Genomic DNA, 26,792 nt, shown 5'->3' with positions numbered 1-26,792 from the left:
GCCATGACCACGCTCAATAGCACGCCACGCGCCGACGGTTTCCACATGCCGGCCGAATGGGCAACGCAAACCCAGGTCTGGATGGTCTGGCCCGAGCGTCCGGACAACTGGCGCCTGGGTGGCAAGCCCGCCCAGGCTGCCCATGTCGCCATCGCCAAGGCCATCGCCCGCTTTGAGCCGGTCACGGTGGCGGTGTCCGCTGCACAATACGACAACGCCCGTGCGCGGCTGGACATGCCGAACATCCGCGTTGTGGAAATGAGCAGCAACGACGCCTGGGTGCGCGACAGCGGGCCGACGTTCGTCATCAACGACCGTGGCGAAGTACGTGGCGTGAACTGGGAATTCAATGCCTGGGGCGGTTTCGATGGCGGCCTGTATGCGCCTTGGAACCTCGATTCGCAGCTGGGCAGCAAGGTACTCGAAATCGAGCGCTGCCCGCGTTACGTCACCGAAGGCTTCGTGCTAGAAGGCGGCTCGATCCACGTGGATGGCGAAGGCACGCTGATCACCACCGAAGAGTGCCTGCTCAATCGCAACCGCAACCCGCACCTGACCCGTGAACAGATCGAAACGATCCTCGGCGATTACTTGGCTGTGGATAAAGTCATCTGGTTGCCGGATGGCCTGTTCAACGATGAAACCGACGGGCATGTGGATAACTTCTGCTGCTACATCCGTCCGGGCGAGGTGTTACTGGCCTGGACCGATGATCCCGAAGACCCCAACTACTCACGCTGCCATGCAGCATTGAGTATTTTGGAAAACACCCTTGATGCCAAAGGTCGTGCGTTTATCGTGCATAAAATGCCGATTCCAGGCCCATTGTTCGCAACAGAAGAAGAATGCGCAGGCGTCGATCAGGTGCATGGCAGCCAGGAACGCAACCCTTCGGTGCGTCTGGCAGGGTCTTATGTGAATTTTCTGATCGTCAACGGCGGCATCATTGCGCCCAGCTTCGACGATCCGATGGACGGAAAGGCCCGCGAGATCCTGCGAAAGCTGTTTCCAGAGCATGAGGTGGTGATGGCGCCAGGCCGCGAGTTACTGCTGGGCGGGGGCAATATCCACTGCCTGACACAGCAACAGCCAGCCCCCCACAAGAACTAGCGCTTAGTAACTAGTTGTATCTAACAGCAACTAGTTGGTCTCGTTTTTGCTGTATTAAGCCCGTCATCTGATGGGCTTTTTTATGCGTTACCTTATAACTAAATTGGGTTCGTTTATCCGAATGACCCTAAATCAGACTGGCGAAAACCCGTTTTCTTAGCTTGACTGTCACATGGCATCAGTAGATTTAGCCCCTCATGAATCAAGAGGTTTTCGTTATGAATGCAGGTATGAGCCAACAGCGAGTCCGTGGTTTTTCTGCTTCGCTCAGTAACGAGGCACGCCAGCGAGTGGCGGATTGGTTAAGGACAACCAGGCCCGTGAACGCCAGGCCGGACGTACGTGCCATGCTGCTGCAGCGCTATCCGGCAGGCCTCTTCAACGATGCCGAATTCGAAGCGTTGGCGCGCGTGCTGACAGATTAAGTAATACACCACGCCCCAACCCGTCCATCTACACATTTGACACCCCCAGGCACCCGAACTAGGATTCGCGCCCCCACTGCCTGTGGCTCCACTCCCTGTACGTGCTTCGTAGTCCACTGCGATGACCTCGTGCGGCGCTCCACCGCCTGATCAGAGGCTGGAAGCCAGACGGTCATTGGCCGCCGCCACAGCGCATGTCATTTGCAGAACAAGGAAGACAAGATGCTTAACACACGTATGGGCATGCTCGCTTTGGGCATCATCAGCGCCAGTCAGGCCATGGCGCAGGGCCAGGCGGATTCGAAGGGCTTCGTTGAAGACAGCAGCCTGAACATCAACCTGCGTAACGCCTACATCAATCGCGACTACAAAAACGACCGTGAAGACAAATCCGAATGGGGCCAGGCCTTCATGGGCACCTTCGCGTCCGGTTTCACTCAGGGCACGGTTGGCGTGGGCGTCGACGCCTTTGCGCTGTACGGTATTCGCCTCGATGGCGGAAAGGGCCGCAGTGGCAATGGTGGCATCGACTTCTTCAAGCAGGGCGACAGCGGCGCGGCTGCCGATGACCTGTCCCGTGCAGGTGCTGCGGTAAAAGCGCGCTTCTCGAATACCGTCATCAAGTACGGCGATCAGATGCCGCAATTGCCGGTGCTGAGCTACGACAACTCCCGCCTGCTGCCGGAAAGCTACACCGGCACGCTGATCACCTCCAAAGAGATCGATGGGCTGGAAGTGGTCGCCGGGCGTTTCACCCAGGAAGCGCGCAAGAGCGCCGAAGGTCGCGACAGTGGTGACCTGAAAAGCATCAACGTCTACGGCGCCAGCTACAAGTTCACCGATGAGTTCAGCGCCGCTTTCTATGCTTCGGACAACGAAGACGTGTTCAAGAAGCAGTACCTGAACCTGAACTACGTCTTCGCCCTGCCGCAAGACCAGTCGCTGACCTTCGACTTCAATGGCTACAAGACCCGACTGGACAAAGACTTCACGGCCAGCGACGCACGTGACAACAAGATCTGGAGCCTGGCCGCGACCTGGGCCGTGGGCATCCACTCCTTCACCCTGGCGCATCAGCGCAGCACCGGTGACATGGGTTACGCCTACGGCGGCTATCGCAACGACGGCGGTTATGGTGATGGCGGTAACACCATCTACCTCGCCAACTCCTACTGGTCCGACTTCAACGGCAAGGACGAACGCTCGTGGCAGGCGGCGTATGGCATCGACCTGTCCGGACTGGTGCTGCCCGGCCTGAGCTACAAGGCTGCCTACGTACGCGGCGATAATATCGACGATGGCACCGCAGGCAGCGGCGACGGCACTGAACGCGAAATCTTCAGCCAGCTGACCTACGTGGTTCAGAGCGGCCCGGCCAAAGACCTCTCGATCCGCCTGCGCAACTCGTTCCTGCGGGTCTCAGACGATGCACAGGCCTACAACAGCGAAGGCAACGAGACACGCATCTTCGTTGACTACCCGATCAACGTTTTCTGATCCGAGGGCGGCGGCCTGGCAAAGGCCGTCGCCTGACTCAGTCCGCGACCAACTGAACAAACACTGCGAAACTGCCGAGGAATATCCAGAAAAAGCTGAACAGCCAAGGACTGCGCTTGGAGAACAGCAAGGACTTTTTCGGCCCGGTTTCGCTGGACTCCCAATCGCTGAACAACGGCGAATCGTCATAGGTCAGCCCGATGACCGGCTCGCTGAGCAACAGTTGCGCCTGCTTGTGATGCCAGTGCTGGATGATGTCGCACGCCGCCCGAATACCCGGCCAGGCGAACAGCGTACTGAGCAGCCCCAACAGTGCCAGCATCGGCGGCACCACCAGCGTGAACATCGCGCCCCAGGCCGTGTTCATGTTGGCCATCGACGACGCGTAAGCAATCACCAGAAATGACTGCGCCGACAAATAGGCGTTGGTGCGGTTGGAGAGGTTGGTGGTTTCGTAATGAATTTCGCGTCGATAAAAATCCAGCCGTTCCTTGGGCGAGCCAAACAATTTGACCTGCTGCTCATCCACCACTTTCGCGGGTGTTTCATCCGTTATGATTCTGGGCACTGGTGTTACCGATGTATAAAAGGTGCTGGATAGACCCCCACCTGCAGCCAGCAGTTCGACTTAAATCCCCGGCATACGGGACCGTTCATCCAGTGAGCACGTTTCGACGAACAGAGACATCGTCATGAACATCACCCCCACGCTACACACCGACCGCCTGCTGCTGACGCCACTGCAGCTTGAGGATGCGCCTGCGGTTCAGCAACGCTTTCCGCTCTGGGACATCGTGCGCTACCTGAACAAACGCGTCCCCTGGCCTTATCCACAGGACGGTGCGCTGCGCTACATTCAGGACGTCGCACTGCCCGCCATAGCAAACGGCACCGAATGGCACTGGATGATCCGCCTGCAGAGCGCGCCCCGCGACATCATCGGCAGCATCACCCTGATGACCCATCCCGGTAACAACCGAGGCTTCTGGCTGCACCCGGACTGGCACGGCCACGGCTACATGAAAGAGGCCTGCCGCGTGATCAATCGACAGTGGTTCGACGTGATGGGCATGCCCCTGATGCAAGTGCCCAAAGCCGCCCCCAATGAAGCCTCGCGGCGCATCTCGATCAGCGAAGGCATGCGCAAAGTGAGCACCCAGGACGGGGAGTTTGTTGGCGGACGGTTCGAGGTATAAGTCTGGGAGATGACGCGGGAGGAGAGGTTGGCGCGAGCGCTGCAAGCAGGCACTTCGAACGTCTGACGTAGAGGCCGACCCGGCATTAACCTGTTGCCCATCACCACCAGCCCAAGTGATATTGCTCAATAAACAGGGAGCGACCCGAATGCCGTTGACCCGCAAGATCGAACCCGATATCACCCTGGTAACGGTCCAGCCCGAAGACTTCGAAACCTTGGTGGCCATCCGTATCGAAGCCATGCGCGAAAGCCTCGAGCGCGTTGGCCGGTTCGATCCGGTGCGCGCCCGAGAGCGTTTTCGTGAAGGGTTTTCTGCGTCATGCACGCACTACATTCAGGTCGCCGGCAGCAAGGTCGGCTTCGTAGTAGTCAAACCAACCGGCGATGGTCTGTTGCTGGATCACCTGTACATCAAGCCCGCTGTTCAAGGGCAGGGCATTGGTGCTGCCGTGCTTCGGCAAGTGTTCGCGCAAGCGGACGCAACCGCATCCACAGTACGAGTGGGCGCCCTGAAAGAAAGCGACTCCAACCGCTTCTACGTCCGCCACGGGTTTCAGCTCGTTGAGAGCGGCGAGTTCGATAACTACTATCTCCGCCCGCCACGTCTGCCGATGTGCTGACGGGTTGGGATCAACCCGCCGAGGCAGCCTTCTCCGCCGCACGTGCTGCGAGCATGGCCGCCTCCGATTCCTGGGTGTGCAGCTCACCTTTGTAGGCCAGTTGATTGAAGAACATACCGTCGATCTGATCTTTCGATGGCGTCGACGTCTTGGGAATAAACAACGCGCCCAGATCCAGAGAGTTGGCGAAGTTCTCCTTGTTCAGGTTGTAGCGACCCAGATAACTACCGCTCCAGGGCGAATCGGCGTCGACCAGATCAATGGCCGTCTCCCGATAGGTAGCCGCAGCGGCTTTCAGCCCGCTGGACGCATTCAACAGTGTATTGAGTTGCTTGGTATCCGCATCGCTCAACTCACCGGAACTGTTGGTCGCCTTCAGATTGCCGTTTGCCTCAATCGTGAAGCCAAACTTCTTGCTGGCCAGATCCGGATACACCGACGCCAGCGTCGACGTGAACGCTTCATACGACGTCTTCAGCGCCTCCGTCGAGTTACTGTGCTGCGCCGCCATCTTTGGGAAATCAGGCGACTGCGAGCGGCCTATCCAGGTATCAACCGCTTCCATCGGCTCAGTGGTCGCAGGCACTTCGGTACTCGGGTGATAAACGACAGCGGGCGTACTGGCAGCAGCGTTCTTAAACGCTTCTTTCTGCGCATCGGTGAGCGGCTGCGGCGTGAGCGTGATGCCGGAATTGGGCAGGGTGATGGTTGGAGAGGTGTTGTTACCGGGGGTTAGTGAGATAACCATTTCATCGATCCATGATTGCGGGGTTGTATGGAGGGTATCGACGGGGTGGGTGGGAAGCTTGAGGAGTTTGGGGAGGACGAAGGTTTTCAGGTTGTTTCCGTGAGCTTTGCCTCGGGAGCTTTTGTTTCCCGATAGAACTTGGCACGTCGCGGCCTGCTCAAGGCCACGCGCACAGGAAACCTCCGTCACGCTGAAAGGGGGGTTGAATTACGTGGATTGCTGCGACCTGACGTCATCACCGAGCGCATTCACTTTTCGTAAGGCGCTTGGAGTATAACATGCATACCAAGCGGATCACGTAGGCAAGATCAACGGCTCTTTATCTTGTAGCCATCAATCGGAATATCTTCTGTGCGCTCATACAGTGGAGCATCGCTGAATGTGGCTTGTTCAAATGCGTGCGTATCCCAACGTCTTGCTTTCAAGGCTGAATACAACATGCCCACCCTCAATGGAATGTTTCCGCGTCTGTCTTTGGCGCGCCTGAAGGAAAAGAAGTTGAAACCTTCTTCCAAAAAGTACCGATAAGGGTCGTAATCGTTAAGATCGATAGAGAACCTTTCGAAAAACTCGACCATCAGATCATTTGCATCGTCGCCATCAACGCCCATGTCCCTCGCGACATCGGTCGCCAAGCTGAAGCTTTCAAACGCCTTTCTTCCAAAGCCCGCGGTATCGTTGATGCAGACGACAATGCTATCCATTATTTTGTAATCAAGGGGTTCGTTCATGGTTAGAAAACCTGATCTTCGGTGCTCACAATGGAGTCTTCAGTTACAAATGTCTTGCAGGCTATCAGCCCTGGCTCCGCCGCCGTATACGCCCAGCCTGCAGAATGGGCAATAATCTTGTAATGCATCTCCGATTGTCACCTCAATTGGACTCACTGAGCGCCTACTGTACATCGACGAGGGATACCCATGCAGTTGACCAATGAAGCCATGGCCAAACACACCTTCCTGAAAGGCATGTATCAGGATGAGTATTTCCCTGATGCCGTTGTGAAAATGTGCGAAGACGTGCTGGTCAACCTGTGTCGCGAAATCGAGCAACAAGAGCCTTCCGACCTGGACGCGCTGTATGCCCTGACTCACAAAGCGACAGAGCAAATCAACGAGCTGGAGGAGGTGTTTGAAGAGAACGGCAGTGAGATCGAAACCGTCGCCCGCGAAACCATTGCCGATGATTTCGTACGGATAGCAGACGCTTATGGTTTCACCGACGCGGACATTGAGGAGCTGATTGCGCCGCGTGAGTGGTAATCAACCGCCTTTATGCCCCCTGATGCTGACAGGTTTTGCCAGAAGGGGGCATACGCTTGAATGCGCTCAGCCTCTGCCTCTTACGCGAGTCTCTGATTAATGAAGCAGGTCAGACTAATTCGCCACGGACAAAGCGCTGCCAACGCAGGCGAAGCCAGTGTGGATCACGCGACTATCCCTCTCACGTTGAAGGGGGTAGAGCAAGCGCAGTCAGTGGCCCGATCATTCACTCATGCGCCGGATTTGATTGTCGCCTCGCCGTTTTCCCGAGCGCAGGCAACCGCCACGGCGACCGCAGCTACTTTCCCTGCCACCCCGCTTGAAACCTGGCCCATTCAAGAATTTACCTACCTCGAACCCGCGCGATGTGCCAACACAACCGGTGCTCAGAGGCGGGATTGGGTTGAAGCCTATTGGGCCAAGTCAGACCCGGCGTTTACGGATGGAGCAGGCGCCGAATCTTTTTCAGGATTTATAACCAGAGCGCAGGCCTTCCTGGCTCGACTTGCGGAGCATCCTGCCCAGGACATCGCAGTGTTTTCGCATGGGCAATTCATCAGTGCCATCGCCTGGCTGATCGAGCGCAAGCCGAAAGACATTTGTGGGCAAGCGATGGCGGACTGGCGGGAGTATGAAATCAAGAACCATGTGGCTAACGGTGGTGGCTACATACTGTTCAGGCATGTGGGCGCTGATGACTGGCGAATATGCTCACAACCCTCACAAAACGCTGAGAGCAGATGAAGCCAAACAGCTTCACTTGCAGATGGCGCTCTGACGACTACAAAAAACTGCTCGTTGTCGTGAAAGCGGCGCCATTTCGGGCGGAGGAATCACCACTGATCGGGGCTCTGGTTGCACATGTCAGCTCTGTGCGAAACGACCTTCGACATTCCCACGCCAAGTGCCTGGAGCACCTTGAGGATGGTGGAAAGCTTCGGGTCGCCGCCAGCAGCGATAGACCTGTAAAGGTTAGGTCTGGCCAGGCCCGTGTTCTTCGACAGATTACCCATGCCACCTCTCGCCTCGATCAGTCGACGGATGGCCGTAAGGAAAACGTCTTCACCCCCATCTTCGTCGATTTCTTCCAGCGCAACAGACAGGTATTCGATGGCAAACGCTTCGTCCTCACGGAGCATTTTCAGAACGCTTTCATCATGGGAGCGCGTACGAGTCGTCATTTATTTTTCACCTTGTGCCATTTCCATAGAGCCTTGGCTTGGTCAATGTCGTTTTGCTGCTTGTCCTTTGAGCCGCCACCCAAGAGAAAAAGTATTTTTTGGCCCTGAATCGCGTAATACACCCGAAATCCAGGCCCAAAATCCAGCTTCATCTCAAAGACCCCATCACCCACCGGCTCGGTTACGCCGAAGTGGCCAAGCGCCGCTCGGTCGATCCGGGTAGTGATTCTTGCTTTGGATCGCGTGTCTCGAACGGTGTCGAGCCAACCCTGATAGATATCCACTCCATTGGCAGACAGTACGTGTTCCACTTCGTACATGAGGAATGTACCTTAAAAGAGACAGATAGATGGTTGAATATCCTTATCGACAGCATGCTATTGATCGGAAATGAGCGAAGCTGTGATTCAGATTGAGGAATTACAGAAATTGGCGTTTACGAGGGGCTGTTATAAAGCGGCGAAATGTTGCAGGAGAGGTGGCGGAGGCTTGATGAGCGCTGACGTATGCGTTAAATGCCCTGCATAGGTCGCTATTAAGGCTGAGGGAAAAAGGGACTGCATCGCGGCGGACCCTTCTTTCATATTTAGTGCGGCGTTAGGAGTCGAACCATTCATATCGCCTAGAAAAAAAAGGACATTCAAATCATGTATCCGAAGATTTACCCCGCGCGGTTACCCACTTGAGCAATCTGCCCAGCCACCAGCGGTTGCGAGCCTCTCGAATTTCATCGATTTGCATGAACGTGTATGGAGAGGGCATGGCTTTTTCTTTTATGCGTAGGGCGCGTAGGCCTCTAATAACGTGGCGTGCGTAGAATAACAACGTCAAGCTACATGCGATAAGGCCGAACGTTGCAACTAGCCCAGAGGTGAGCGCCCCCATCACCTTAGTAAACATGCTGGCCGCCAAGGTTGTTATACCGGCCACCAGAATTGGATTATATACAGTCGAACGACGTTGCGTCGTCTGTGGGCGTGTTTGAACTTTTATTCCGTCATATTCAAAAGGATGAAAAGAAGGTTTAGTACTGGCCAGGAAAAGATACATCAAAACAGATAGAACTAATGGTAACAAGCCTGTCATAGCCGTAAGGATGCTTTCTCTACCCCAAAATTTTGCCGCAGCGAAATAAGCAGCGCTACTGGCGAGCAGAGAGAAGGAACCAGCTGCTGACATAATCAGCGAAGTCATGTAAGTAGTGTAGCGCTCGCACATATATATTAAGTACAACGTCCATGCAAACGCTAAGAATGAAGTAATAAAAAATAAATGCCAAAAGTAAGGCAGGTTAGAAGGGGCCAGAGCTAAAAAAAGGATCAGTGTCCCTAGCAATGTCCAGCTTCCACGCTTTAGCTTATCTGCGTCAATCATAGTAGGCCATCATATTTGTAGTGCTTTTCCAATTTTTTTATCCCAACCATTTTCAACAATTACCCACTGTACGCCTAGGCCTACAATAAAGCCAACGCCAATTACTACTGCAAGAGGCGCTGCAGGCAAAGATAGCGCGCCAGTTACAATGCCCACCGCTGAACCTCCACCAATACCTGCGACGGCTGAAATGACGTTAGTCGGTTGGTTATCCGCAGATTTATTATACAGCTCTTTCCAGGATTGAGAGTTTGATGCGTCGATCGCTAACTGAGGGCCAACTGCTATTGCCATGCCGACATAGGGGCCGCCTAGTCTTTTCAGTATTCCAGTGGCACCGTCAGCATGCAGTCGGGCACTTTGACTCAATGCGGTATTGGTATTAATTAGCGGTATGTGGGCAACCGATTGTCCAACTTTTCCCATTAATATATAATGCCGAGCTACAGCTGTTGTTGGTATTTCAAAAAATAACTTCCCCTCTTTTGAAATTATTCTAATTGTCCCTTTAAACGTTTTGCTCGCCGATCTGGCGCTTGCCGTACCCCTAGCGTCAGCCCATGAGTTGAGCTTCGCTTTTTGGGCCGCGGTCAAGTCTAAAAGGTCCATGACTTTTTTGGTCTGTGCCGCCGCCATGACTGCCCCTGCGGCGGTAGCAACGGTTCCTGTTAAGTTTCCTGGCGAAAACATCAAAGGACCGATTTCGGGAATATTTTCGGCAGCTTGTTGAAGAGATTTTAGAGCCTCTACCGAGATTTTTGCACCGGTCTCCAATCTCTGAAATATCTCACGAAGTAACAAGGCTCCTTTTTTTGATTCCTCCGCACTCAATTGTTCGTCAGGCGAGGACAGCTGATAAATAAGGTATAACGCAGCATTGTAATCGTCCGTTTCATAGGTGCCTGCGAAGTTAGAGAGAGGCATATAATAGCTGCTTGCAGTCCCTCCAGAGGCTGCCTGATAGCCTCCTCCCAGTAAGCCTGATTGCCTTTGAGTGCAGCTTAAACGTGCTGAAGTTGGCGGGGTTAAATACTTATTCACACAGATATTCCCTTGTCTGGCCATAATCTTAGCGATAACCGCTTTAAGCTGACATTTTCTGCATAATCATGTGCGATTGATAGATGCTAGTGGTCACTGGCAACGCTTCTAGATCAACTATTGCAACTCTCAACCTATAGTGCGCATTTTTCGTGATCATGCAAATATCCTTTAACTCTTGCCCACGACTAGCGCCTGGGATCCTAACCTAGCTTTATGCTCGTGTATTGAATTCATCCGGGTTAGTAAATGCACTGACCCTCACGTCCTTGGAGGTTTTCTCAAGCGCACATAGGGCGACAACAACTGAGCATCGCATCGTGTTTATCCTACTTGAAGAAAGACACCAATGGGAAGGTGGGATTGCGGCCTTCCAGTTGGTGGGTGACATTGCTGCTGCATTTTGATGTGTCACCACCGATCAAGTCCCTGATGTCTATCAGGTTTGTCCACTAACGCCATTACCAGGAGCTTGAGCATCTCTTGATTTTGCACCCTTATCGCTTTACCGGCAGGTTGGCCGATACGAGAGCTACTGACCCAGAGAACTGCCCTGTTTTCTAGCCGTCAGTATGAAAGCTAGGGCTGCCAGGGTTGCTACTCACACCCCATACTCTTCCCAGCTCATGCCGAGATATTCGTGCAGTTCCATGCCTGCACCTTCGCGTCCTTCATGCCAGTCTTCCACGAACCGGTGGATATCTTCTTCTACCACATCGCCCTTTAGGTAGAGCTCAAGAAATCTCATTTCAGCCTCCTGGCTCGACGTCGCAGATAGTGTCTCAATCTGGGTTTTCCAGCCCAAAACGAAAAAACCCGCCAAAAGGCGGGTTTTTCGGAGATTTCAAAGGCTGCAAAAACCACCTTTGAAACCTTGTATGGTGCCGGCACCAGGAGTCGAACCCGGGACCTACTGATTACAAGTCAGTTGCTCTACCAACTGAGCTATACCGGCGTAATGGGCTGCGAGTATATAGAGTCTGATGCGCTTGTAAAGCCTAGCTGTCTGATTCAGTTGAAAAAAATCGACCATTGGCGCTTCAGGTCGGATGTGGGCAGGTGGTGGTGCAGGACGTTTCTGTTGGTTTGGACGGATTGGTCTGTGTGGCAGGGCGGATGGCGTTGAATTCGGGCGTTGATTTTGCCGTTGGCGCACACGGCTTGTGCATCACGGAACGCTGGATTTTTCACTTGGCCTTGCAAACCGATATGTCTAGCCTTGATGGCTATCTGGCGCTCAAGAAGGCACCCATCCGACCCCGCCATTTTTGAGCAGTTGCGGGGCAGGAGGGCTTTGCATAGGCTTGTTCTCAACGGCCCAGGCTACTGAGTCAGCAGCACGGGTCGTTGGCTTTTCAGCCAGGCAGATAAAGGACTATCTGATGAGTGATGCGATGGATCGTAACCAGGTTTGGGGTGTTGTTTGCCGCAGGCTGGTCATTCGCTGAAGAGTTGTTGAAGGATATTTGCAGGTGCGCCTGGCCTGTTGGCTTTGCGCAGGGTGGGCTGAGGATGGCTGTCTGAATCGCATGAATGTGCGTCTGGATGCCGACGAAGGCTTCATCGATGTTTCAAGAAATGCCCGGATCCTCTGGATTCGGGCATTTTCCTGTGCGCTGGTTGCTGTTGCGTCGGATTTGCACTGGAGCTACCGGCTTTTTGGCCGATACAGCTGTATCGAAAATGGCAGTCGGCCATGGACAGCAAGTGCAATGCAGAGAACGCCTACGCATTACGAGCTGCTGAGTGTCGCTCGCGATGCCTCTCCTGAGCAGATCAAGAAGGCTTATCGCAAGCTGGCGCAGAAGCTGCACCCTGACAGGAATCCAGATCCTTACGCCTCGGAGATGATGGGCGTCGTCAACGCGTCTCACGATGTGCTGGCTGACCCTTCGCGGCGTGCGGCTTATGATGCGCAGCTCGCTGCCAACGAGCACAAGGCGCGTATGGACGCTGCGCGCCGCAAGCAGGCGCATGCAGCCCGTGGGCAGGCGGTTCATGTGTATGCGGCCACTTCTGCAGCCACTGCTGCTGCGCCGTCTCAGGCGGCTCGCTCGGGGCCGGCGCCCAAGTCTTCTGCCTATGCTTCTGCATCCCCTTCCCGTGACAAGCGTCGTCGCAGTGCGTGGCGTTGGGCGCTGTTGTTTGCGGTGTTCTGCGCGGGTGGCGCGTGGATGGGCTACGACCCGGGTGCAGGCAAGTCGTTTGTGCCGTCCGAGCCTGCGCCGGTTGCGCAGACGTGGGTCAAGCCCGCGCCTGTCATGCCTGCCGCGCCGGTTGAGGAGCCTGTAGCGAGCCCAGCCAAGACGGTGGATGCGGCGGCGTCCGAATGTGGCGTGCCGGCGCTTGATCCGATGGGCGCGCCGTGGCCGGACAAGGCGGGCTATGTGAAGGACATGCCGGTGCTCAAGGACAACGGCTGGTCGCAGATCACTGTGGATAACTCGGCGGGCGAGTCGGCGGTGTATGCCAAGGTCACGGATGCGGTGGGGCGCAGGGCGTTTCGGCATGCGTTTGTGCCGGCCGGGGCGGTGTTTGTGTTCGCCAAGATGGACCCGGGGCTGTACCTGCTCAAGTACAAGATGATGAGCACGGGCTGTGCTTTTGCGTCGGGCAGGATTTTGCTGGAGGAGACGCCGATGGGCAGTCAGATCAAGTCCAGTGCCTACAAGCTGACGTTGCGTAAGCTGCAGAACCGCAGTGTGCCGTTTGCGCGGTTGAAGGATGATCAGTTTTAGTAGTGAGTCATGACAGGAATGCGGCGCTGCGTATTCAGTCTTCGCGAGCAAGCTCGCTCCCACGGGTTCTGCGCACCTGTGTTGAGATCATGTTTTGCAACGCTTTCAGGCCGGTTTTTGCAGGCACCGTCTCTTTCTTTTGAAGGACATTTCCGAGAGAATCCCCGACCGCTTGCGCCCCTCTGTCTGGGCTTCTAATCTCCGCCCCGTCGCTGCCCATCAGCGATCGGGTTTAGTAGCCCGCAGTGAGTTAAGGCGTAACACAGCCGCGTTTCATTAGGCTTCATCCTGATGCTATGGCGACTGTGCGCTTGGCACCTTCGGGTGCGCCGGTTCTTAGCTCACCGGTCTACTAACTCGCGTACAGTTGCCGCCTTTTCGTTTAGTAGCGGAATGGCAGCGACTTCAATAGAAGGAGCTAAAGCATGGTCAAAGTAACCCCCGATCCGCCCAACAAACCGTCCAGCGCCGCACCGGTCTTCGACAAGGCTGTGGTCAAGCGCGCCATGGAGTGTTACCTGCCAATCTCCCGACCGGCCAAGGAACCCCACGACAGCAAGTTCGACTTCATCAGCCTGGAAGCCACCCTGGTGCACGCGCTGGATTTTCTGCGCTGCGCATCGGCCACCGCTCACGAACTCGGCGATGAACTGACCGGTTCGCAACGCGATCTGGCGTTCGCTTCCATGCACATGCTGGAAATGGCCAAGGTCATGGTCGAGCGCTCGCTGGAGTGTGTCGAAGAGGTCTGAAATCTTACGTCGGACAGCTCGTGCACAGGCGTCTGCATGTGCACGATTGGGCCGCGCAAAACGCTTGCGCCAGAGCCTTTACCAAATCTTTATGCACAATTTGCTGATAAAGATTTGCGCAGTCGGGTAATTGTGTGCAGTCGGGTGCATTGAGCCGCAAGGCATTGTTTTTGCGGGTTACGGGAAGGATTGCGGAAAAAAATAAGGGGCTTCAGTAACTGGCGCGCCAAGCTTTAACGCACTCATCCACATTTTCATCAACAGACTTATCCACAGGTTGCTCAATCGATTTACGTCACGATTTTCGAGCCAGAATCAGCAGGTTGCGCGGTGTAATCCGGCTGTCACAGAAAGTGCCAACGCTCACGCTATAACCCTGCTCACGCACATACATCGCTCTGTCCAGCACCAGCCACATCTCCAGCGGACGCCGAAACAGATCGCGGACCAGTTCCAGGTTGCGCACTTCGGCCAGTCTTTTCCAGCCAGCGGCCTCCAGCGCAGACCAGTCCTGTTGACCCGGTGCAGGCAGATGCTTGAGTTTTGCCAGATGGTTGCAGTAGTCAGCGTAGGACGCATCCAGCCAGGACGTTGGCAGCGACGGTGTGGGCAAGTAGTCATCGATGCCGCGCAGGCGGCGCTGCAGCAGGTCGAAGCCCAGGCGACGGGCCATCGAGATGTCGCGTTGACGGCGTACGCGCGCGCCGGCTGTCACGGTTTCACTGAGTGGCAGACCCAGCTCGTCTCGCGACAGCTTCAGGCCGGACGCCTTGCCCTCGCTGGACAGCGCCTGATAAAGGTCGTGCCGGGTGCGGTTATAGCAGCACGGCGCAATCGCCATGTGCCGACAGCCCGTCTGGCTGGCCAGCTCCATCAACTGAATGTGCAGGTCGCCGCAGGCATGCAGCGCCACAGGCGTGTGTTCGGGTTGCAGGTAGCGCCACGTGTCGTCGGCCATGACATCCTGCTGCACATGCCTGGCGTCGATGCCTTGCCGCGTACTCAGGGCCAGGCCTGCTTCGATCAGCGCCGGGTCGTGCTCCAGGCAGGTCAGACGCTGGCCGGGCCCGGTCAGGCGGCGCCCCAGATGGCCTTTGCCAGCGCACCAGTCCAGCCAGTGAGTTGTGCTGTCACGCATGTCCAGATGGCTGGCGAAGGCTTCGATCTGCTGCCACTTGCGCCCCGGCACATCGACGCTCATGCGCGCATCGACCGGCTGCAGAGCGTGCACGGGCAGTTCGGCGACGTGGCTCAGCGCGACGGCTTCGGCGGCCAGTTGCTTGAACGGAAAGGGCGCGTCGAGGTGTTCCGGGTGATTGTGCGCGGCCTCGGCCTGTTCCAGCGTGCGTTGCCGCAGCCAGTGCGCGAGGTCAGGGTATTTGTCTTCCCATGGCAGGGCCAGGTGCGTGAACGGCTTGGGTCGCCACAAGGCCTGATGCGCGAACAGGAAGCTGTCCAGCGCACCAAAGTGGCTGCTGAGGTGTTCATCCTGCAAGCGAGGTTCAGAGGGCATGGTGGCGGCCTCGTGTGGCAAGGTGCTGACTGGATCGACGCCAGCACCTTTCATATCAGCGACCCTGGCTTGCGTCTACACGCAATAGTTTTTCCAGCAGCCGGAAGCCCTGCACCAGCACGAAGGTCATGACCAGATAGAACATGCCGGCGGCGAAGAAGATTTCCACCGGCAGGTAGGTGCGGGCGATGATCGTGCGCGCCATGCCGGTCAGTTCCAGCAGGGTGACGGTGCTGGCCAGCGCACTGGCCTTGAGCATCAGGATCACTTCGTTGCTGTAGGCCGGCAGGCCGATGCGTGCTGCGCGAGGCAGGACGATGTAGAACAGCGCCTTCCATTTCGACATGCCCAGCGCCCGTGCCGCTTCGACTTCACCTGGCGGCACCGCCTGCATGGCGCCACGCAGGATTTCGGCGATGTAGGCGGCGGTGTGCAGGGTCATGGTCACCACGGCACACCAGAACGGGTCGCGCAGGTACGGCCACAACGCACTCTGGCGCACCGACTCGAACTGCGCCAGCCCGTAATAGACCAGAAACAGTTGCACCAGCAGCGGCGTGCCGCGGAAGAAAAAGATGTAGGCGTAGGGCAGGGCGCGCACCGGCCAGTGGCGCGATGCACGGGCAATGCCCATCGGGATGGCGAGGATCAGCCCGGCGATGACGGCAATCGCCACCAGCTCCAGGGTCAGGGTCGCGCCCTGTGCCAGGCGTGGCAGCCACTTGATGATGACTTCCCAGTTCATGACGCGCTCCTCAGAAAGCCGCGACTGGCGCGCTTCTCAAGGAAGTACATGCCGGCCATGGCCAGCACGGTCAGGCCCAGATACATGAAGGCCGCGACCATGTAGAAGGTGAACGCTTGCTTGGTGAAGCCCACGGCGATCTGCGCGTGGCGCATGATTTCTTCCAGGCCGATCACCGAGACCAGCGCGGTGTCTTTCATCAGAATCATGAACAGGTTGCCCAGGCCGGGCAGGGCGATGCGCCACATCTGCGGCAGGACCAGTTTGAAGAGGATGCGCGAGCGTGACATGCCCAGCGCCAGCCCGGCTTCACGATGGCCTTTGGGGATGGCCAGAATCGCGCCGCGAAACACTTCGGTCGCGTAGGCACCGAAGCAAATGCCCAGGGCGATGACCCCGGCAGCAAAGGCGCTCAGGGCCAGGTCAGGAATGTCGAACAGGTTGCCCAGAGCGCGCATGCCGTTGACGGTGCCGAAGTAAATCAGCAACACCCAAAGCAGTTCGGGAATGCCGCGTACCAGGGTCGAGTAGGTACTGCCCAGCCATTGCAGCGGCTTGTAGGGCGAGGTCTTGGCCAAGGCGCCGAGCAGTCCGAGTATCAGCCCCAGGCACAGGGCCGAGAGTGCAAGCTGGACCGTCATCAGCGCGCCAGCCGCAAGGGCCGGGCCGAATCCGTGGAGATCAATGTTCATGGGCAGGCTTTGTCAGGGCCGGTCGCCGCGCTTCGACAGGAAGCGGCGGCGACGCGGTCAGGTGAATCAGAGGATGCTGAAAGGGAAATACTTGTCGTTGATCTTCTTGTAGGTGCCGTCAGCGATGATTTCTTTCAGGGCCGCGTTCAAGCGCTCGCGCAGGGCGTCGTCACCCTTGCGCACGGCGATGCCGATCTTGTCGTCTTCAACGACAGGCTCGCCCTTGAACTCGAAGTTCTGACCCGCTTCGCTTTTCAGCCACTCGAAGCTGACGTATTTGTCGGCCAGCATGGCGTCGACGCGACCGGAGGACAGGTCGAGGAAGGCGTTTTCCTGAGTGTCATAGAGCTTGGCGTCCATGATCCCGAGCTTGTCTTCCAGCCAAGTGGCGGCCAGTGTCGAGCGCTGTGCACCCACTGACTTGCCGGCAAGGCTTTCTTTGGCTTTTTCAGTGCTCGATACGTCGATCGAGGAGGTTTTCGGCGCGATGAATTGCAGCTTGTTCGAGTAATACGGGTTGGTGAAATCGACCACCTGCTTGCGTTCTTCGGTGATCGACAGCGACGAGATCAGGAAGTCGAACTTGTTGGCCATCAACGCCGGGATGATGCCGTCCCAGTCTGACGTCACCGCTTCGCACTCGACCTTCATCCTGGCGCACAGGGCCTGGCCGATTTCATAGTCGAAGCCCACCACCTGGCCACTCGCGTCCTTGTTGTTGAACGGCGGGTAGGCACCTTCGATGCCCATTTTCATTGTTTCAGCAAAGGCACTGCCGCTGAAGGCAAGGGTGGCCGCTGCGATCAGCAAGATCTTTTTGTACGAATGCATGGGTGTTGCTCCGTTAGCGGTGACTCGACATGAATTGTTTGCACCTTGCCGACAGCGGGTTTTCGAACACTTGCTGCGGTGTGCCCTGTTCTTCGACCATTCCCTGATGCAAAAACACCACTTCACTTGATACCTGACGTGCAAAATTCATTTCGTGGGTCACCAGTAGCATGGTCCGGCCTTCTTCAGCCAGTGCGCGGATGACGCCGAGTACTTCCTGAACCATCTCCGGGTCGAGGGCCGAGGTCGGCTCGTCAAACAGGATAACCTTTGGTTGCATGGCCAGCGTACGCGCAATGGCGGCGCGTTGCTGCTGTCCGCCGGAAAGTTGCGCGGGGTAGGCATGGCGCTTGTCGGCGATACCGACCTTGGCCAGCAACTCTTCAGCCACCGCAATGGCCTCGGCCTTGCTCTGACCGAGCACGCGACGCGGGGCTTCGATGATGTTATCGAGCACGCTCATGTGCGGCCACAGGTTGAAATTCTGGAACACGAAGCCGATCTGGCTGCGCAAGCGATTGATCTGCCGGTTATCGGCGGCAATCAGGTCGCCGTTGCGCGCGGCCTTGAGCTTCAATTCTTCGCCGGCCACCAGAATCTGGCCCTGATGCGGGTTTTCCAGCAGGTTGATGCAGCGCAGCAACGTGGACTTGCCGGAACCGGAGGAGCCGAGGATCGATATGACGTCGCCGTCGCGAGCCGTCAGCGAGATGCCTTTGAGCACCTCAAGCTGATCGTAGCGCTTGTGCAGGTTGCGGATTTCCAGGGCGGGCGTGGCCTCGGCCATGTGGGGTCCTCATTGAAGTGTGCGCGCTGGCTGCCAGCGAACGCCAAGCTAGCACAGCGTTTAAAGGACAACCATCGACGTCTGGCGTCCAGCGTGGAGGCGCTCGACGGGTTGTCTCATCCGGGCAGCGGACGGTCGCAAGAAGGCAAGCATGATGCCCTGTAAAACAGGGGCGTGCGCGAAAAAGGCGCGATGTTGCCAGCTTTGGCCTGGTGTTGGAAGTAGCATTTGCTGAGCGGCGGTCTGATTTCTGCACCATGTTTGCGCTTGGAAGAAGGTTTGGGGCATTTTTGGTGCGTGCATATAGACGAATCTGAGGCGTTTGGTAACAAATCCTACAGACAGCTAAGAAAAGCCATCGTCTTGCATGCTTCACGGGTCAAGCCACAGGCCTCGTATTCTCTAAGCGACGTCGTTTTCGAAATATTTTGGCGCAATTCTTGCGTCAAATATAAAGAACGGCACCGTAGGTTTCTTTTTACGTAACGCTCCGGTGTGCCTCGCTCGTCTTGCACAGGTGGTTTTATGAGCAGTACCGCTAACTCTTCCGAGCTCGAACAAGGGCTGAAACCTCGACACATTACGATGCTGTCGATTGCTGGCGTGATTGGCGCCGGTTTGTTCGTCGGCTCCGGCCACGCGATTGCCGAAGCCGGCCCTGCCGTGCTGCTGGCGTATGCCGCTGCGGGTACGCTGGTGGTGCTGGTGATGCGCATGCTGGCCGAAATGGCCGTTGCCTCGCCTGACACCGGTTCGTTTTCAACCTATGCCGACCGCGCTATCGGTCACTGGGCCGGTTTCACTATCGGCTGGTTGTACTGGTGGTTCTGGGTGCTGGTGATTCCACTGGAGGCCAACGCTGCTGCAACCATCCTGCACGCCTGGTTCCCCAACATCGCGATCTGGATGTTCACGCTGGTCATCACGCTGGTGTTGACGGCGACCAACCTGTTCAGCGTGAAGAACTACGGTGAGTTCGAGTTCTGGTTCGCGCTGATCAAGGTCGTGGCGATCATCGCGTTCGTGGTGCTGGGTGTTGCGGCGATCTTCGGTCTGCTGCCCACCAGCAACGTCAGCGGTGTCAGCCATCTGTTCGACACCGGCGGCTTCCTGCCCAACGGTATGGGCGCAGTGCTGGCAGCGATGCTGACCACCATGTTCTCGTTCATGGGCACCGAGATCGTGACCATCGCAGCGGCCGAGTCCAAGAATCCTGGCAAGCAGATCACCAAGGCCACCAACTCGGTGATCTGGCGGATCTTCCTGTTCTATCTGGTTTCGATCTTCATCGTGGTGTCGCTGGTGCCGTGGAACGACCCGCGCCTTGCCGAGGTGGGTTCTTATCAGACCGTGCTCGATGCAATGGGCATTCCGAACGCCAAGTTGATTGTTGACCTAGTGGTATTGGTTGCTGTGACCAGCTGCCTGAACTCGGCCCTGTACACCGCTTCGCGCATGCTGTTCTCGCTGGGCAAGCGCGGCGATGCACCTGCCGTGTCGAAGCGCACCAGCAAGGGCGGTACGCCTCACTGGGCGGTGCTCATGTCGACTGCGGCGGCTTTCCTGACCGTGTTCGCCAACTACATCGCGCCTGCGGCCGTATTCGATTTCCTGCTCGCCAGCTCCGGTGCCATCGCACTGCTGGTGTATCTGGTGATCGCGGTGTCGCAGCTGCGTATGCGCCAGAAGCGCATTACTGCAGGCGAGGCCATCGACTTCAAGATGTGGCTGTTCCCATGGCTGACCTGGGCTGTGATCGCGTTCATCGTCGCGGTGCTGACCATCATGCTGCTGCAGGAAGAGCATCGCCTCGAAATCATCGCCACCGGCGTACTCAGCCTGTTGGTGATCGGCGCTGGCCTGATCGTATCGCGTCGCCGCAAGGCCGGTCGCGTGGGCGCTGCTGCGCTGGGTTGATCGCGCCCCTTAGCGGATGATGCTCGTGCCAATGTCATGCATTGGTACGAGCTTGCATTAGCGTGCGGCTCTGGTGTCTCTCTTCATCAGCAGGTCGGACGCCAGCGTGTAATCCTTCTGGAAGGCAGGGCTTTCGATCCACTCGATTGCACTGTCTTCGTCCTCATCGTGGTACATCGCGCGGTACACGATAAGCAGGCCCATCATAAAGTCCGTGGCCGGGTCCTCGTCCTCTTCGGAAATCACCAGTGCCAGCACCGGGTATTGCAGGAAGACGACGCACAGCGCGAGCTGGCTGATGGCCTCCGCTTGCTTCATGGCCGTGAACAGGTCGTCGTAGTCAGCCGGGTCAAAACCGTTCTCGACAATGTCGCTGAAGTCGAAGGTATTGAGGTCGAGTTCGACGTCATCGAACGGCTGGTTGACCAGTGCCGAGGCAAACACCGGATGAACCAGGCTGGTTGCAGCCTTGCCCGAGCGGTTCTGCTTGGCCTTGATCTTTGCGCGCTTGGCACGTTTTTGCTGCTTGTCTGGCGAGGCCATGAGCGGTCCTTTGGCTGGCGTGAGGTGCAATGGCCGCTATTGAAGCGCAGACGAGCCCGATAACCAAGGTTTGTGCGGTAATTGGTGGGCGATAAAAAACCCGCAGCGCGCGGGTTTTTGATTTGCGGGGTGTTACCGACGCGTCACCGTTTGCCCGGCTTTGCGAACGCTTCGGCTTCATCCATGCGGTTGGCGAACATGCTGACGGCTTCGACCGCATCGCTTGCGCCATCGCGGATCTGCACGATGACCTGCCCGGCCTGGTCTGCCAGTATCACACCGCGAATGGCTCCTTCCTGAGTCGCGCCCATGCTTGCCACGGCTTCGCGTGTTTCGGCGAGGATCTTGCCAATCATTTCGGCAATCTCGGTGGTCGAGCCGCTGGTACGTCCCGCCAGTTGCCTGACTTCGTCGGCCACCACGGCAAACCCGCGGCCCTGGTCACCCGCCCGAGCCGCCTCGATGGCTGCGTTGAGCGCCAACAGGTTGGTCTGATCGGCAATGCCGCGAATGGTGTTGACGATGGCGGTGATCTGCTCGGAGCGATCACCCAGCTGACTCACCAGCTTTGCCGATGCACCGATGTTTTCGGAGATTTGGCGCATCTCCCGCGCCGTGTCCTGAATGACCAGGGTTCCCTGTTCAGCCACTTTCTCGGTTTCTGCCGAGATATGGTAAGCGCGCGATGCACCGTGTGCGTCCGCTTCCTGTTTTTCAACGCGGTGGGTGATGTCGCTGGCGAACTTGACGATTTTGTAGAGTTTGCCGTCGACATCAAAAACCGGGTTGTACGTCGCTTCCAGCCAGACAACCCGACCCTGTTTGCCGATGCGTTTGAACTGGTCGCCGATGAACTCGCCGTGGTTCAGCTTGCGCCAGAACTCGGCGTACTCCGGGCTGTTGACCAGTGCCGGCTCGCAGAAGGTTCGGTGGTGTTTACCCTTGATCTCGTTCAGCGCATAGCCCATGACGTTCAGGAAGTTGTTATTGGCCGTAATCACATTGCCGTTGGGCTCGAATTCGCAGATAGCCATCGCGCGGTCTACCGCTGCCAGCTTGCTGTTGGTTTCGTTCTCCAGCATCACGCGTGCGGTGACATCCAAGGCGTACTTGACCACCTTGACGACGTTGCCCTGCGCGTCAACGACCGGGTTGTAGCTGGCTTCAAGCCAGACGCTGTGACCGTTCTTGCCAACGCGTTTGAAGGTGCCGGAGATAAATTTCCCGGCCTTCAGGGATGCCCAGAGGTCAGCATACTCGCGGCTGCGGAGCATCTCCGGTTCGCAGAAGTCGCGATGCGTCTTGCTTGCCAGCTCTTCGGCGCGATAGCCCATCGCCGCGAGGAAGTTATCGTTGGCCCGTAGGATCTTGCCATCGAGGCTCAGCTCGACCACCGCCATCGACTTTTCCAGCGCGCTTGTCAGTCCGTTGAGTCCATCTACCTGGGCCTTCATGGCCGTCAGCTCAGCTTTGTTCTTATTTCCGAACATAACGTGCCCCTCGGTGTGTTTGCGGACCTACTGTGATGAGGCTATCGACTCGAAAGGCTGCAGCATGAATGCGCATTGCAACAATTGAAAAAATAAATCAAGTATTTTTTGGCGCCAGAGAAACGCGCGGAGCTGATTTGTCGACAAAAGCATGCGGCAATGAGTGCGGGGCTGGCGCGCAGAGGGTCTGCTCGCCAAATTCCGGACAAAGAAAAGCCCGCGATGGGGGAGCGGGCTTAAGGATTCACACTTGGGAGCAGCTCTACAATGACGCGGCCGCTGTGAAAACTTTGTGAAGAGTTTTCACTGTTTTACTTTTTTTCAGGCTGAATGGTATTGGTCACTTCGGAGGTCGGCACGAAGGTCTTCGACTCTTCGGCAGCCGCTTCCTTGGACTCGGCTTTATCCTTGGCCGCTTCGGTGTTCTCTTTGGCCGCTTCGTTCACTTTGTCCTGAGCAGACTCCATCTTCTCCTGGGATTTCTCCTGATGCGCCTGAGCGTCCTGTGCCTTCTGTTCGGATTTGCTGTCGCAGGCAGCCAGACCCAGAGTGGCGGCGAGGATGAGGGCGGAGGCAGTTAACTTGAGCACGGAATTTTCCTTGTGGAAGCAAATGTATGGCTTCGAGGGTGGGCGGGGAAAATTAGTTCAATGGGATGGGGGTGGCAGGGCTCTGGATTGCTGGTCTTGAGGGGCTCGAAGCATCGTTTCGCACCTGTGGCCGAGCGCTATCTGGAAGCGATTCGGGTTGATACCTTTCTTCGCAGATTGACTGTACATGACCTCGGCAGGTCGATATCCAAGGATCGGATCAGGGAGGGAGAAATGAAAAGCCCAGCTGCAGGCTGGGCCAGCATTTACCAAGGAAGTTTGGAAATTGTGTACCTTGGCCTGCCATTTCCCACTGTTCTCGCGCTTACGCCAATAGTGAATGTCTGGTTTAGCCGGGTGTTAATTATTGCCGGGTTTTCAATTGCGGCAGCAATCCGTCCGTGGATAATTGTGCCTTCCTGGGTTTTGAATTCGAAGCGACGTTCTGCAGGAAAGGCGCCAAGAAATTCGCCACTGAACTCGATATCGGTTTCAGTGATGTTTTCCACGCTCAGGCGCGATCTGCTAATGCGAACCTGATCAACGCTGGTAAAGGAAAATACGTGGTCTCTGGTTGTTACGGAGCAGTAGGCTTCATAGGCTATTAGTTTGTCCAGGTACTCTGAGACCGTGGCAATAGCCCTTGTACCAAGCCTAGACGCTGGCTCTGACAACTCCTCATCACCTTTGGTGGATGCCTCAAGAAGTTCTGCAACCAGCTCGAAAGCTTGCGAGACGGGCGTAGTCCCCTCCAGTGTGAGCTGAGGGTCACCACTTGGCGCTTCCTCAAACTCAAAACCAAATGAGCCCAGTGCCGTCCCTGTGATCAGTATCTGGTTTTGAGCTTTGTTTGGGATTGGCCCAAAATCATTCAGAACACCGCTTATAGAGGCTGCAATAGCCGATACGGCATCGGAAAATTTTGTGGTTACCGCGGCCCCAAACTCAGCACCTATACCGTGTACCCCTCTGACTGGAGTTCCGCGGTAAGTAACCACTGCTTTAGCGGGTGAGAATGCGCCGCGGCCAGGCTCTCGAAGACCTGCGCCTACCTGATTCTTCCTGGCTCGCAGCGAAAGACGTGAAAGGTTGCTCAGACCTGGCTTCTGAGCGATGCGGTCCAGGAAACCGATTTCTGCCTGTGCGTGAGTGAATTCAGTTCTATTCATTCTGGAGCTCCCGCTTTCGAATCCCCAAAAGGTCGGCCGCAGCTTGGTCATGCAATGGATCGAGTTTCACGCTCAGAAATCCTTTCCATTGCTGAGATCTTCTGTGCGACCACATACTGTACCAGTACGCCGCAAGCTCAATGAGTGTTTCGGGTGGGTCAGAGAGCAGATTTATATAAAAATCGACTCTATACGATGTCTTGATCCATTCTGTGTCCGTCAGCTTTTGAACATCATCAGCGGTCAATGATTGCTGAATGGCGGCTGACACATCGGCGAATGTCACAACATCCATATCGTTGGGCGGGCGGCCCTCCAGCATCTCCACGTTCTCCATGAAGCTGCCGTTAAGCCACTGAATGCCCGAAACGATACCCATGCGATGGATTTCAGATCGATGAGACAGGAAGCCCTCAAGCACCTCGCATCTTTCTAAGGTAGTCGAGAAGCGATCAATCAACCGCTTTACGTCTGTCGGATAGGGCGCTCGCTCAAAAGATGTTGGATTCCGCTCGTTGATCGGCGGAATTACCCCCTGATGATCCCATAGTGGTATCAACTTCACCTCCGTGTGCCATGGTCCAGCCGAGGAAGCCAGCTGCGTTGTTTATTGCAGTACACCCCCGCCGGTTCGTTGGTTTGCCTATACCCTCAGCTCGCCAGATGACTTGGCTTCCCCCTTCGGGAGTGCATATGTGCACTCTGTCATGCAACGCAAAATGCGGGCAAGCGCAAACGTTGTACGCAAAGTTTCGAGCGCTCGCGCGTCAGCAGATTTTCAGGGCTGGATAGAAGATGTCTGCTTCAGCGAGCATAGCGCTCAACGACCATAGGTATCAGCCGGTACTCAGCAATTTAGCTACGTGCTGAATGATTGGCATCGTTCAGTGGTCGAGCTTGTCAATGGACGGGTTGTGTGCCGAGCTTTGGGGATACGAGGAAGGTTAGGCCCAGACAACAAAAAGCCCGCACGAGGCGGGCTTCTTGTGTGCTTTCAGGTGTGCTTGGCATCACCTGAAAACGAAAGGTGGTGCCCAGAGACGGAATCGAACCGCCGACACGGGGATTTTCAATCCCCTGCTCTACCGACTGAGCTATCTGGGCAACGGGGCGCATTAGACGTGTTTTTCAGGAGGTCGTCAAGCGTGTTTTTTAAAAAATTTGAATTATTACCGACGCTTACGACCTTCACTGCGTGAAACGCTTTATTTTTCGGGGGGAACGTAGCCTTCGGCCTGGGCGTATTCTTCGCCGGAGAGAAACTTGTCCATCTCGGTCTGGAGGAATTTACGGTCTTCGGCGTTCATCATGTTCAGGCGACGCTCGTTGATCAGCAGGGTCTGGTGTTTCTGCCAGTCGGCCCAGGCTTTCTGCGAGACGTGGTTGAAGATGTCCTCGCCCTTGGCGCCCGGATACGGGGCGCGTTCCAGGCCGGGCAGTTCTTCTTTGTATTTGCGGCACATTACGGTGCGGGTCATGACGACTCTCCTGCGTTCAATACGTCGGCTGCGCGTTTGAGCAGCTTTTTCACCGGGGCGGCAAGGCCCAGGCGTGGCGGGGTGGCGAGGTTATACCAGAGCCAGTCGGCCTCGGCCACGTGATCGGTGGACTCCTGGACCTTGACCAGCCAGGGTTCGATGCTCAACTGGAAGTGGCTGAAAGTGTGGATCAGCCCCGGCAGTTCATGGTGCTCGCCCAGTTGCAGCGCGTGTTGGGTGGCCAGGTGCTGAAGGTCATCGAAGTCATCCAGTTCCGGCAGGCTCCACAGGCCGCCCCACAAGCCGCTGGAAGGTCGACGATAAAGCAGGATCGCGCCGTCTTCGTTGGCGAGCATCGGCATGAGCGTGCGTTTCTGCGGCACGGTCTTGCGCGGCTTGGGGATCGGGTAGCGCGTTTCCAGGCCCAGCATGTGCGCCTCACAACTGCGCTCCAGCGGGCAGAGCAGGCAGCTCGGTTTGCTGCGGGTGCAGAGCGTGGCCCCCAGGTCCATCATCGCCTGGGTGTAGTTGTTGACCCGGCGGTGCGGCGTGAAGCGTTCAGCGGTGGCCCACAGCTGCTTGGCCACCTTGGGTTCGCCAGGGTAGCCCTCTTGCGCGGTGAAGCGCGCCAGCACGCGTTTGACGTTGCCGTCGAGGATCGGCGCGCGAATGCCCATGCTCAGGCTGGCAATCGCGCCAGCGGTGGACAGGCCGATGCCGGGCAGCAGAATGAGTTTTTCGACATCGCGGGGAAACTCGCCGCCATGGTCGGCGACCACGATTTTTGCCGTTTTCTGCAGGTTGCGGGCGCGGGTGTAGTAACCCAGCCCGGTCCACAGGTGCAGCACTTCGTCCTCGGGCGCGTCGGCCAGCGCCTGCACGGTCGGCAGGGCCTCCATGAAGCGGTCGAAGTAATTCAGAACGGTGCTGACCTGGGTCTGCTGCAGCATGATTTCCGACACCCAGACCCGGTACGGCGTGATGTCTTGTTGCCAGGGCAGGTCATGTCGGCCATGACGGTCGTACCAGTCCAGCACGGCGCTGGAGAATTGTTCGGGTTGCATGGCCTGGAGGGCTCTCGTCTGGATATG

At 56.8% G+C, this 26,792-nt stretch carries 27 protein-coding genes, 2 tRNA genes and 3 pseudogenes; 9 read left to right on the top strand and 23 right to left on the bottom strand.

Going from position 1 to position 26,792, the window contains the following annotated elements:
• Positions 1-3: 3 nt before the first annotated feature.
• Together aguA and PI739_RS23480 are read left to right on the top strand one after the other, a co-directional pair.
• Entirely contained in the window at positions 4-1,110 is a 1,107-nt protein-coding gene (gene aguA, locus PI739_RS23485) for an agmatine deiminase (protein ID WP_271352215.1), read from the top strand.
• Between the two features lie 647 nt (positions 1,111-1,757).
• Positions 1,758-3,032, top strand: coding sequence for an OprD family porin (locus PI739_RS23480; protein WP_003434784.1), 1,275 nt, complete (start codon positions 1,758-1,760; stop codon positions 3,030-3,032).
• A gap of 37 nt (positions 3,033-3,069) precedes the next feature.
• Here PI739_RS23480 and PI739_RS23475 read toward each other — a convergent pair whose 3' ends face one another.
• Positions 3,070-3,564: a hypothetical protein gene (locus PI739_RS23475; protein WP_003372272.1), complete on the bottom strand. Its 495-nt coding sequence runs from the start codon at positions 3,562-3,564 to the stop codon at positions 3,070-3,072.
• Positions 3,565-3,724: 160 nt separating this feature from the next.
• Between PI739_RS23475 and PI739_RS23470 the strand changes: the two are divergent.
• A pseudogene (locus tag PI739_RS23470) lies at positions 3,725-4,225 on the top strand (GNAT family N-acetyltransferase); the annotation flags it as partial.
• Positions 4,226-4,376: 151 nt separating this feature from the next.
• Positions 4,377-4,850, top strand: a complete 474-nt coding sequence (locus PI739_RS23465) for a GNAT family N-acetyltransferase (RefSeq protein ID WP_080479946.1) — start codon at positions 4,377-4,379, stop codon at positions 4,848-4,850.
• Between the two features lie 10 nt (positions 4,851-4,860).
• On the opposite strand, the gene PI739_RS23460 is transcribed toward PI739_RS23465, so the two are convergent.
• Together PI739_RS23460 and PI739_RS23455 are read right to left on the bottom strand one after the other, a co-directional pair.
• The gene (locus PI739_RS23460; protein WP_103736210.1) at positions 4,861-5,598 is read right to left on the bottom strand and encodes a hypothetical protein; all 738 of its coding nucleotides are present in this window, start codon (positions 5,596-5,598) and stop codon (positions 4,861-4,863) included.
• Positions 5,599-5,906: 308 nt separating this feature from the next.
• Positions 5,907-6,329, bottom strand: a complete 423-nt coding sequence (locus tag PI739_RS23455) for a DUF1493 family protein (RefSeq protein ID WP_096127784.1) — start codon at positions 6,327-6,329, stop codon at positions 5,907-5,909.
• Between the two features lie 189 nt (positions 6,330-6,518).
• Between PI739_RS23455 and PI739_RS23450 the strand changes: the two genes are divergently transcribed.
• Together PI739_RS23450 and PI739_RS23445 are read left to right on the top strand one after the other, a co-directional pair.
• Positions 6,519-6,860 carry a DUF5713 family protein gene (locus PI739_RS23450; RefSeq protein ID WP_003372260.1) on the top strand — a complete coding sequence of 114 codons (342 nt, stop codon included), beginning with the start codon at positions 6,519-6,521 and terminating at the stop codon, positions 6,858-6,860.
• Positions 6,861-6,959: 99 nt separating this feature from the next.
• Positions 6,960-7,604, top strand: coding sequence for a histidine phosphatase family protein (locus tag PI739_RS23445; protein ID WP_003372258.1), 645 nt, complete (start codon positions 6,960-6,962; stop codon positions 7,602-7,604).
• 89 nt (positions 7,605-7,693) lie between these two features.
• Here the strand turns inward: PI739_RS23445 and PI739_RS23440 are convergent, their stop codons facing one another.
• The 6 genes from PI739_RS23440 to PI739_RS23415 form a co-directional block, all read right to left on the bottom strand.
• Complete coding sequence (locus PI739_RS23440) at positions 7,694-8,041, bottom strand: addiction module antidote protein (RefSeq protein ID WP_058416218.1); 348 nt, start codon at positions 8,039-8,041, stop codon at positions 7,694-7,696.
• Positions 8,038-8,361: a type II toxin-antitoxin system RelE/ParE family toxin gene (locus PI739_RS23435; RefSeq protein WP_003372254.1), complete on the bottom strand. Its 324-nt coding sequence runs from the start codon at positions 8,359-8,361 to the stop codon at positions 8,038-8,040. The genes PI739_RS23440 and PI739_RS23435 overlap by 4 nt, the downstream gene beginning before the upstream one ends.
• A 325-nt stretch (positions 8,362-8,686) precedes the next feature.
• The gene (locus PI739_RS23430) at positions 8,687-9,415 is read right to left on the bottom strand and encodes a hypothetical protein (protein ID WP_003372252.1); all 729 of its coding nucleotides are present in this window, start codon (positions 9,413-9,415) and stop codon (positions 8,687-8,689) included.
• A gap of 9 nt (positions 9,416-9,424) precedes the next feature.
• Positions 9,425-10,456: a DUF5118 domain-containing protein gene (locus tag PI739_RS23425; RefSeq protein ID WP_308456716.1), complete on the bottom strand. Its 1,032-nt coding sequence runs from the start codon at positions 10,454-10,456 to the stop codon at positions 9,425-9,427.
• A 601-nt stretch (positions 10,457-11,057) separates the two neighbouring features.
• Complete coding sequence (locus PI739_RS23420; RefSeq protein WP_003372246.1) at positions 11,058-11,204, bottom strand: hypothetical protein; 147 nt, start codon at positions 11,202-11,204, stop codon at positions 11,058-11,060.
• 131 nt (positions 11,205-11,335) lie between these two features.
• Positions 11,336-11,411 (bottom strand) — tRNA-Thr (locus PI739_RS23415).
• Between the two features lie 757 nt (positions 11,412-12,168).
• Here PI739_RS23415 and PI739_RS23405 point away from each other — a divergent pair.
• Both PI739_RS23405 and PI739_RS23400 read left to right on the top strand, forming a co-directional pair.
• Positions 12,169-13,194, top strand: a complete 1,026-nt coding sequence (locus PI739_RS23405; protein ID WP_080479945.1) for a J domain-containing protein — start codon at positions 12,169-12,171, stop codon at positions 13,192-13,194.
• Positions 13,195-13,619: 425 nt separating this feature from the next.
• The gene (locus tag PI739_RS23400) at positions 13,620-13,946 is read left to right on the top strand and encodes a DUF6124 family protein (protein ID WP_003434742.1); all 327 of its coding nucleotides are present in this window, start codon (positions 13,620-13,622) and stop codon (positions 13,944-13,946) included.
• A gap of 295 nt (positions 13,947-14,241) precedes the next feature.
• Here the strand turns inward: PI739_RS23400 and PI739_RS23395 are convergent, their stop codons facing one another.
• The 5 genes from PI739_RS23395 to PI739_RS23375 all read right to left on the bottom strand — a co-directional run bounded on the left by PI739_RS23395 (position 14,242) and on the right by PI739_RS23375 (position 18,514).
• Positions 14,242-15,513: a methyltransferase gene (locus PI739_RS23395; protein ID WP_122265889.1), complete on the bottom strand. Its 1,272-nt coding sequence runs from the start codon at positions 15,511-15,513 to the stop codon at positions 14,242-14,244.
• Between the two features lies 1 nt (position 15,514).
• Entirely contained in the window at positions 15,515-16,204 is a 690-nt protein-coding gene (locus PI739_RS23390) for an ABC transporter permease (protein WP_003318320.1), read from the bottom strand.
• Entirely contained in the window at positions 16,201-16,896 is a 696-nt protein-coding gene (locus PI739_RS23385) for an ABC transporter permease (protein WP_003434735.1), read from the bottom strand. The genes PI739_RS23390 and PI739_RS23385 overlap by 4 nt, the downstream gene beginning before the upstream one ends.
• A 66-nt stretch (positions 16,897-16,962) precedes the next feature.
• Positions 16,963-17,727: an ABC transporter substrate-binding protein gene (locus PI739_RS23380; RefSeq protein ID WP_271352214.1), complete on the bottom strand. Its 765-nt coding sequence runs from the start codon at positions 17,725-17,727 to the stop codon at positions 16,963-16,965.
• A gap of 13 nt (positions 17,728-17,740) precedes the next feature.
• A complete protein-coding gene (locus PI739_RS23375) occupies positions 17,741-18,514 on the bottom strand; it encodes an ABC transporter ATP-binding protein (RefSeq protein ID WP_003318317.1) in 774 nt (257 codons plus the stop codon).
• 525 nt (positions 18,515-19,039) lie between these two features.
• On the opposite strand from PI739_RS23375, the gene gabP reads away from it, so the two are divergent.
• On the top strand, positions 19,040-20,431 hold the full coding sequence (gene gabP, locus PI739_RS23370; protein WP_003434732.1) for a GABA permease: 1,392 nt from the start codon (positions 19,040-19,042) through the stop codon (positions 20,429-20,431).
• 57 nt (positions 20,432-20,488) lie between these two features.
• Here gabP and PI739_RS23365 read toward each other — a convergent pair whose 3' ends face one another.
• The 9 genes and pseudogenes from PI739_RS23365 to mutY form a co-directional block, all read right to left on the bottom strand.
• On the bottom strand, positions 20,489-20,974 hold the full coding sequence (locus tag PI739_RS23365; protein ID WP_003342242.1) for a hypothetical protein: 486 nt from the start codon (positions 20,972-20,974) through the stop codon (positions 20,489-20,491).
• Between the two features lie 143 nt (positions 20,975-21,117).
• Positions 21,118-21,585, bottom strand: a pseudogene (locus tag PI739_RS25040) (methyl-accepting chemotaxis protein); the annotation flags it as partial.
• A 102-nt stretch (positions 21,586-21,687) separates the two neighbouring features.
• Positions 21,688-22,428: pseudogene (locus PI739_RS25035) on the bottom strand (PAS domain-containing protein); the annotation flags it as partial.
• 347 nt (positions 22,429-22,775) lie between these two features.
• Entirely contained in the window at positions 22,776-23,054 is a 279-nt protein-coding gene (locus PI739_RS23355; protein WP_003318312.1) for a lipoprotein, read from the bottom strand.
• 266 nt (positions 23,055-23,320) lie between these two features.
• Positions 23,321-24,223: a flagellar hook-associated protein FlgL gene (locus PI739_RS23350; protein ID WP_003434725.1), complete on the bottom strand. Its 903-nt coding sequence runs from the start codon at positions 24,221-24,223 to the stop codon at positions 23,321-23,323.
• Complete coding sequence (locus PI739_RS23345; RefSeq protein WP_223886377.1) at positions 24,216-24,788, bottom strand: DUF6932 family protein; 573 nt, start codon at positions 24,786-24,788, stop codon at positions 24,216-24,218. Before PI739_RS23345 ends, PI739_RS23350 begins: the two co-directional genes overlap by 8 nt.
• 463 nt (positions 24,789-25,251) lie before the next feature.
• Positions 25,252-25,327 (bottom strand) — tRNA-Phe (locus PI739_RS23340).
• Positions 25,328-25,428: 101 nt separating this feature from the next.
• Positions 25,429-25,701, bottom strand: coding sequence for an oxidative damage protection protein (locus PI739_RS23335; RefSeq protein ID WP_002555777.1), 273 nt, complete (start codon positions 25,699-25,701; stop codon positions 25,429-25,431).
• Complete coding sequence (gene mutY, locus PI739_RS23330; protein WP_003372219.1) at positions 25,698-26,765, bottom strand: A/G-specific adenine glycosylase; 1,068 nt, start codon at positions 26,763-26,765, stop codon at positions 25,698-25,700. Before mutY ends, PI739_RS23335 begins: the two co-directional genes overlap by 4 nt.
• Between the last annotated feature and the right edge of the window lie 27 nt (positions 26,766-26,792).

This window comes from Pseudomonas cerasi (assembly GCF_027983475.1).
Classification (GTDB): Bacteria; Pseudomonadota; Gammaproteobacteria; order Pseudomonadales; family Pseudomonadaceae; genus Aquipseudomonas; species Aquipseudomonas cerasi.
The sequence above is the reverse complement of the archived record's forward strand: the minus strand, read 5'-3'. Positions and strand labels throughout refer to the sequence as shown.

Coding starts and splice junctions, on each gene's coding strand:
- aguA (WP_271352215.1), top strand. CDS start 4: ATGACCACGCTCAATAGCACGCCACGCGCCGACGGTTTCCACATGCCG.
- PI739_RS23480 (WP_003434784.1), top strand. CDS start 1,758: ATGCTTAACACACGTATGGGCATGCTCGCTTTGGGCATCATCAGCGCC.
- PI739_RS23465 (WP_080479946.1), top strand. CDS start 4,377: ATGCCGTTGACCCGCAAGATCGAACCCGATATCACCCTGGTAACGGTC.
- PI739_RS23460 (WP_103736210.1), bottom strand. CDS start 5,598: ATGGTTATCTCACTAACCCCCGGTAACAACACCTCTCCAACCATCACC.
- PI739_RS23455 (WP_096127784.1), bottom strand. CDS start 6,329: ATGAACGAACCCCTTGATTACAAAATAATGGATAGCATTGTCGTCTGC.
- PI739_RS23450 (WP_003372260.1), top strand. CDS start 6,519: ATGCAGTTGACCAATGAAGCCATGGCCAAACACACCTTCCTGAAAGGC.
- PI739_RS23445 (WP_003372258.1), top strand. CDS start 6,960: ATGAAGCAGGTCAGACTAATTCGCCACGGACAAAGCGCTGCCAACGCA.
- PI739_RS23440 (WP_058416218.1), bottom strand. CDS start 8,041: ATGACGACTCGTACGCGCTCCCATGATGAAAGCGTTCTGAAAATGCTC.
- PI739_RS23435 (WP_003372254.1), bottom strand. CDS start 8,361: ATGTACGAAGTGGAACACGTACTGTCTGCCAATGGAGTGGATATCTAT.
- PI739_RS23430 (WP_003372252.1), bottom strand. CDS start 9,415: ATGATTGACGCAGATAAGCTAAAGCGTGGAAGCTGGACATTGCTAGGG.
- PI739_RS23420 (WP_003372246.1), bottom strand. CDS start 11,204: ATGAGATTTCTTGAGCTCTACCTAAAGGGCGATGTGGTAGAAGAAGAT.
- PI739_RS23405 (WP_080479945.1), top strand. CDS start 12,169: ATGCAGAGAACGCCTACGCATTACGAGCTGCTGAGTGTCGCTCGCGAT.
- PI739_RS23400 (WP_003434742.1), top strand. CDS start 13,620: ATGGTCAAAGTAACCCCCGATCCGCCCAACAAACCGTCCAGCGCCGCA.
- PI739_RS23395 (WP_122265889.1), bottom strand. CDS start 15,513: ATGAAAGGTGCTGGCGTCGATCCAGTCAGCACCTTGCCACACGAGGCC.
- PI739_RS23390 (WP_003318320.1), bottom strand. CDS start 16,204: ATGAACTGGGAAGTCATCATCAAGTGGCTGCCACGCCTGGCACAGGGC.
- PI739_RS23385 (WP_003434735.1), bottom strand. CDS start 16,896: ATGAACATTGATCTCCACGGATTCGGCCCGGCCCTTGCGGCTGGCGCG.
- PI739_RS23380 (WP_271352214.1), bottom strand. CDS start 17,727: ATGCATTCGTACAAAAAGATCTTGCTGATCGCAGCGGCCACCCTTGCC.
- PI739_RS23375 (WP_003318317.1), bottom strand. CDS start 18,514: ATGGCCGAGGCCACGCCCGCCCTGGAAATCCGCAACCTGCACAAGCGC.
- gabP (WP_003434732.1), top strand. CDS start 19,040: ATGAGCAGTACCGCTAACTCTTCCGAGCTCGAACAAGGGCTGAAACCT.
- PI739_RS23365 (WP_003342242.1), bottom strand. CDS start 20,974: ATGGCCTCGCCAGACAAGCAGCAAAAACGTGCCAAGCGCGCAAAGATC.
- PI739_RS23350 (WP_003434725.1), bottom strand. CDS start 24,223: ATGAATAGAACTGAATTCACTCACGCACAGGCAGAAATCGGTTTCCTG.
- PI739_RS23335 (WP_002555777.1), bottom strand. CDS start 25,701: ATGACCCGCACCGTAATGTGCCGCAAATACAAAGAAGAACTGCCCGGC.
- mutY (WP_003372219.1), bottom strand. CDS start 26,765: ATGCAACCCGAACAATTCTCCAGCGCCGTGCTGGACTGGTACGACCGT.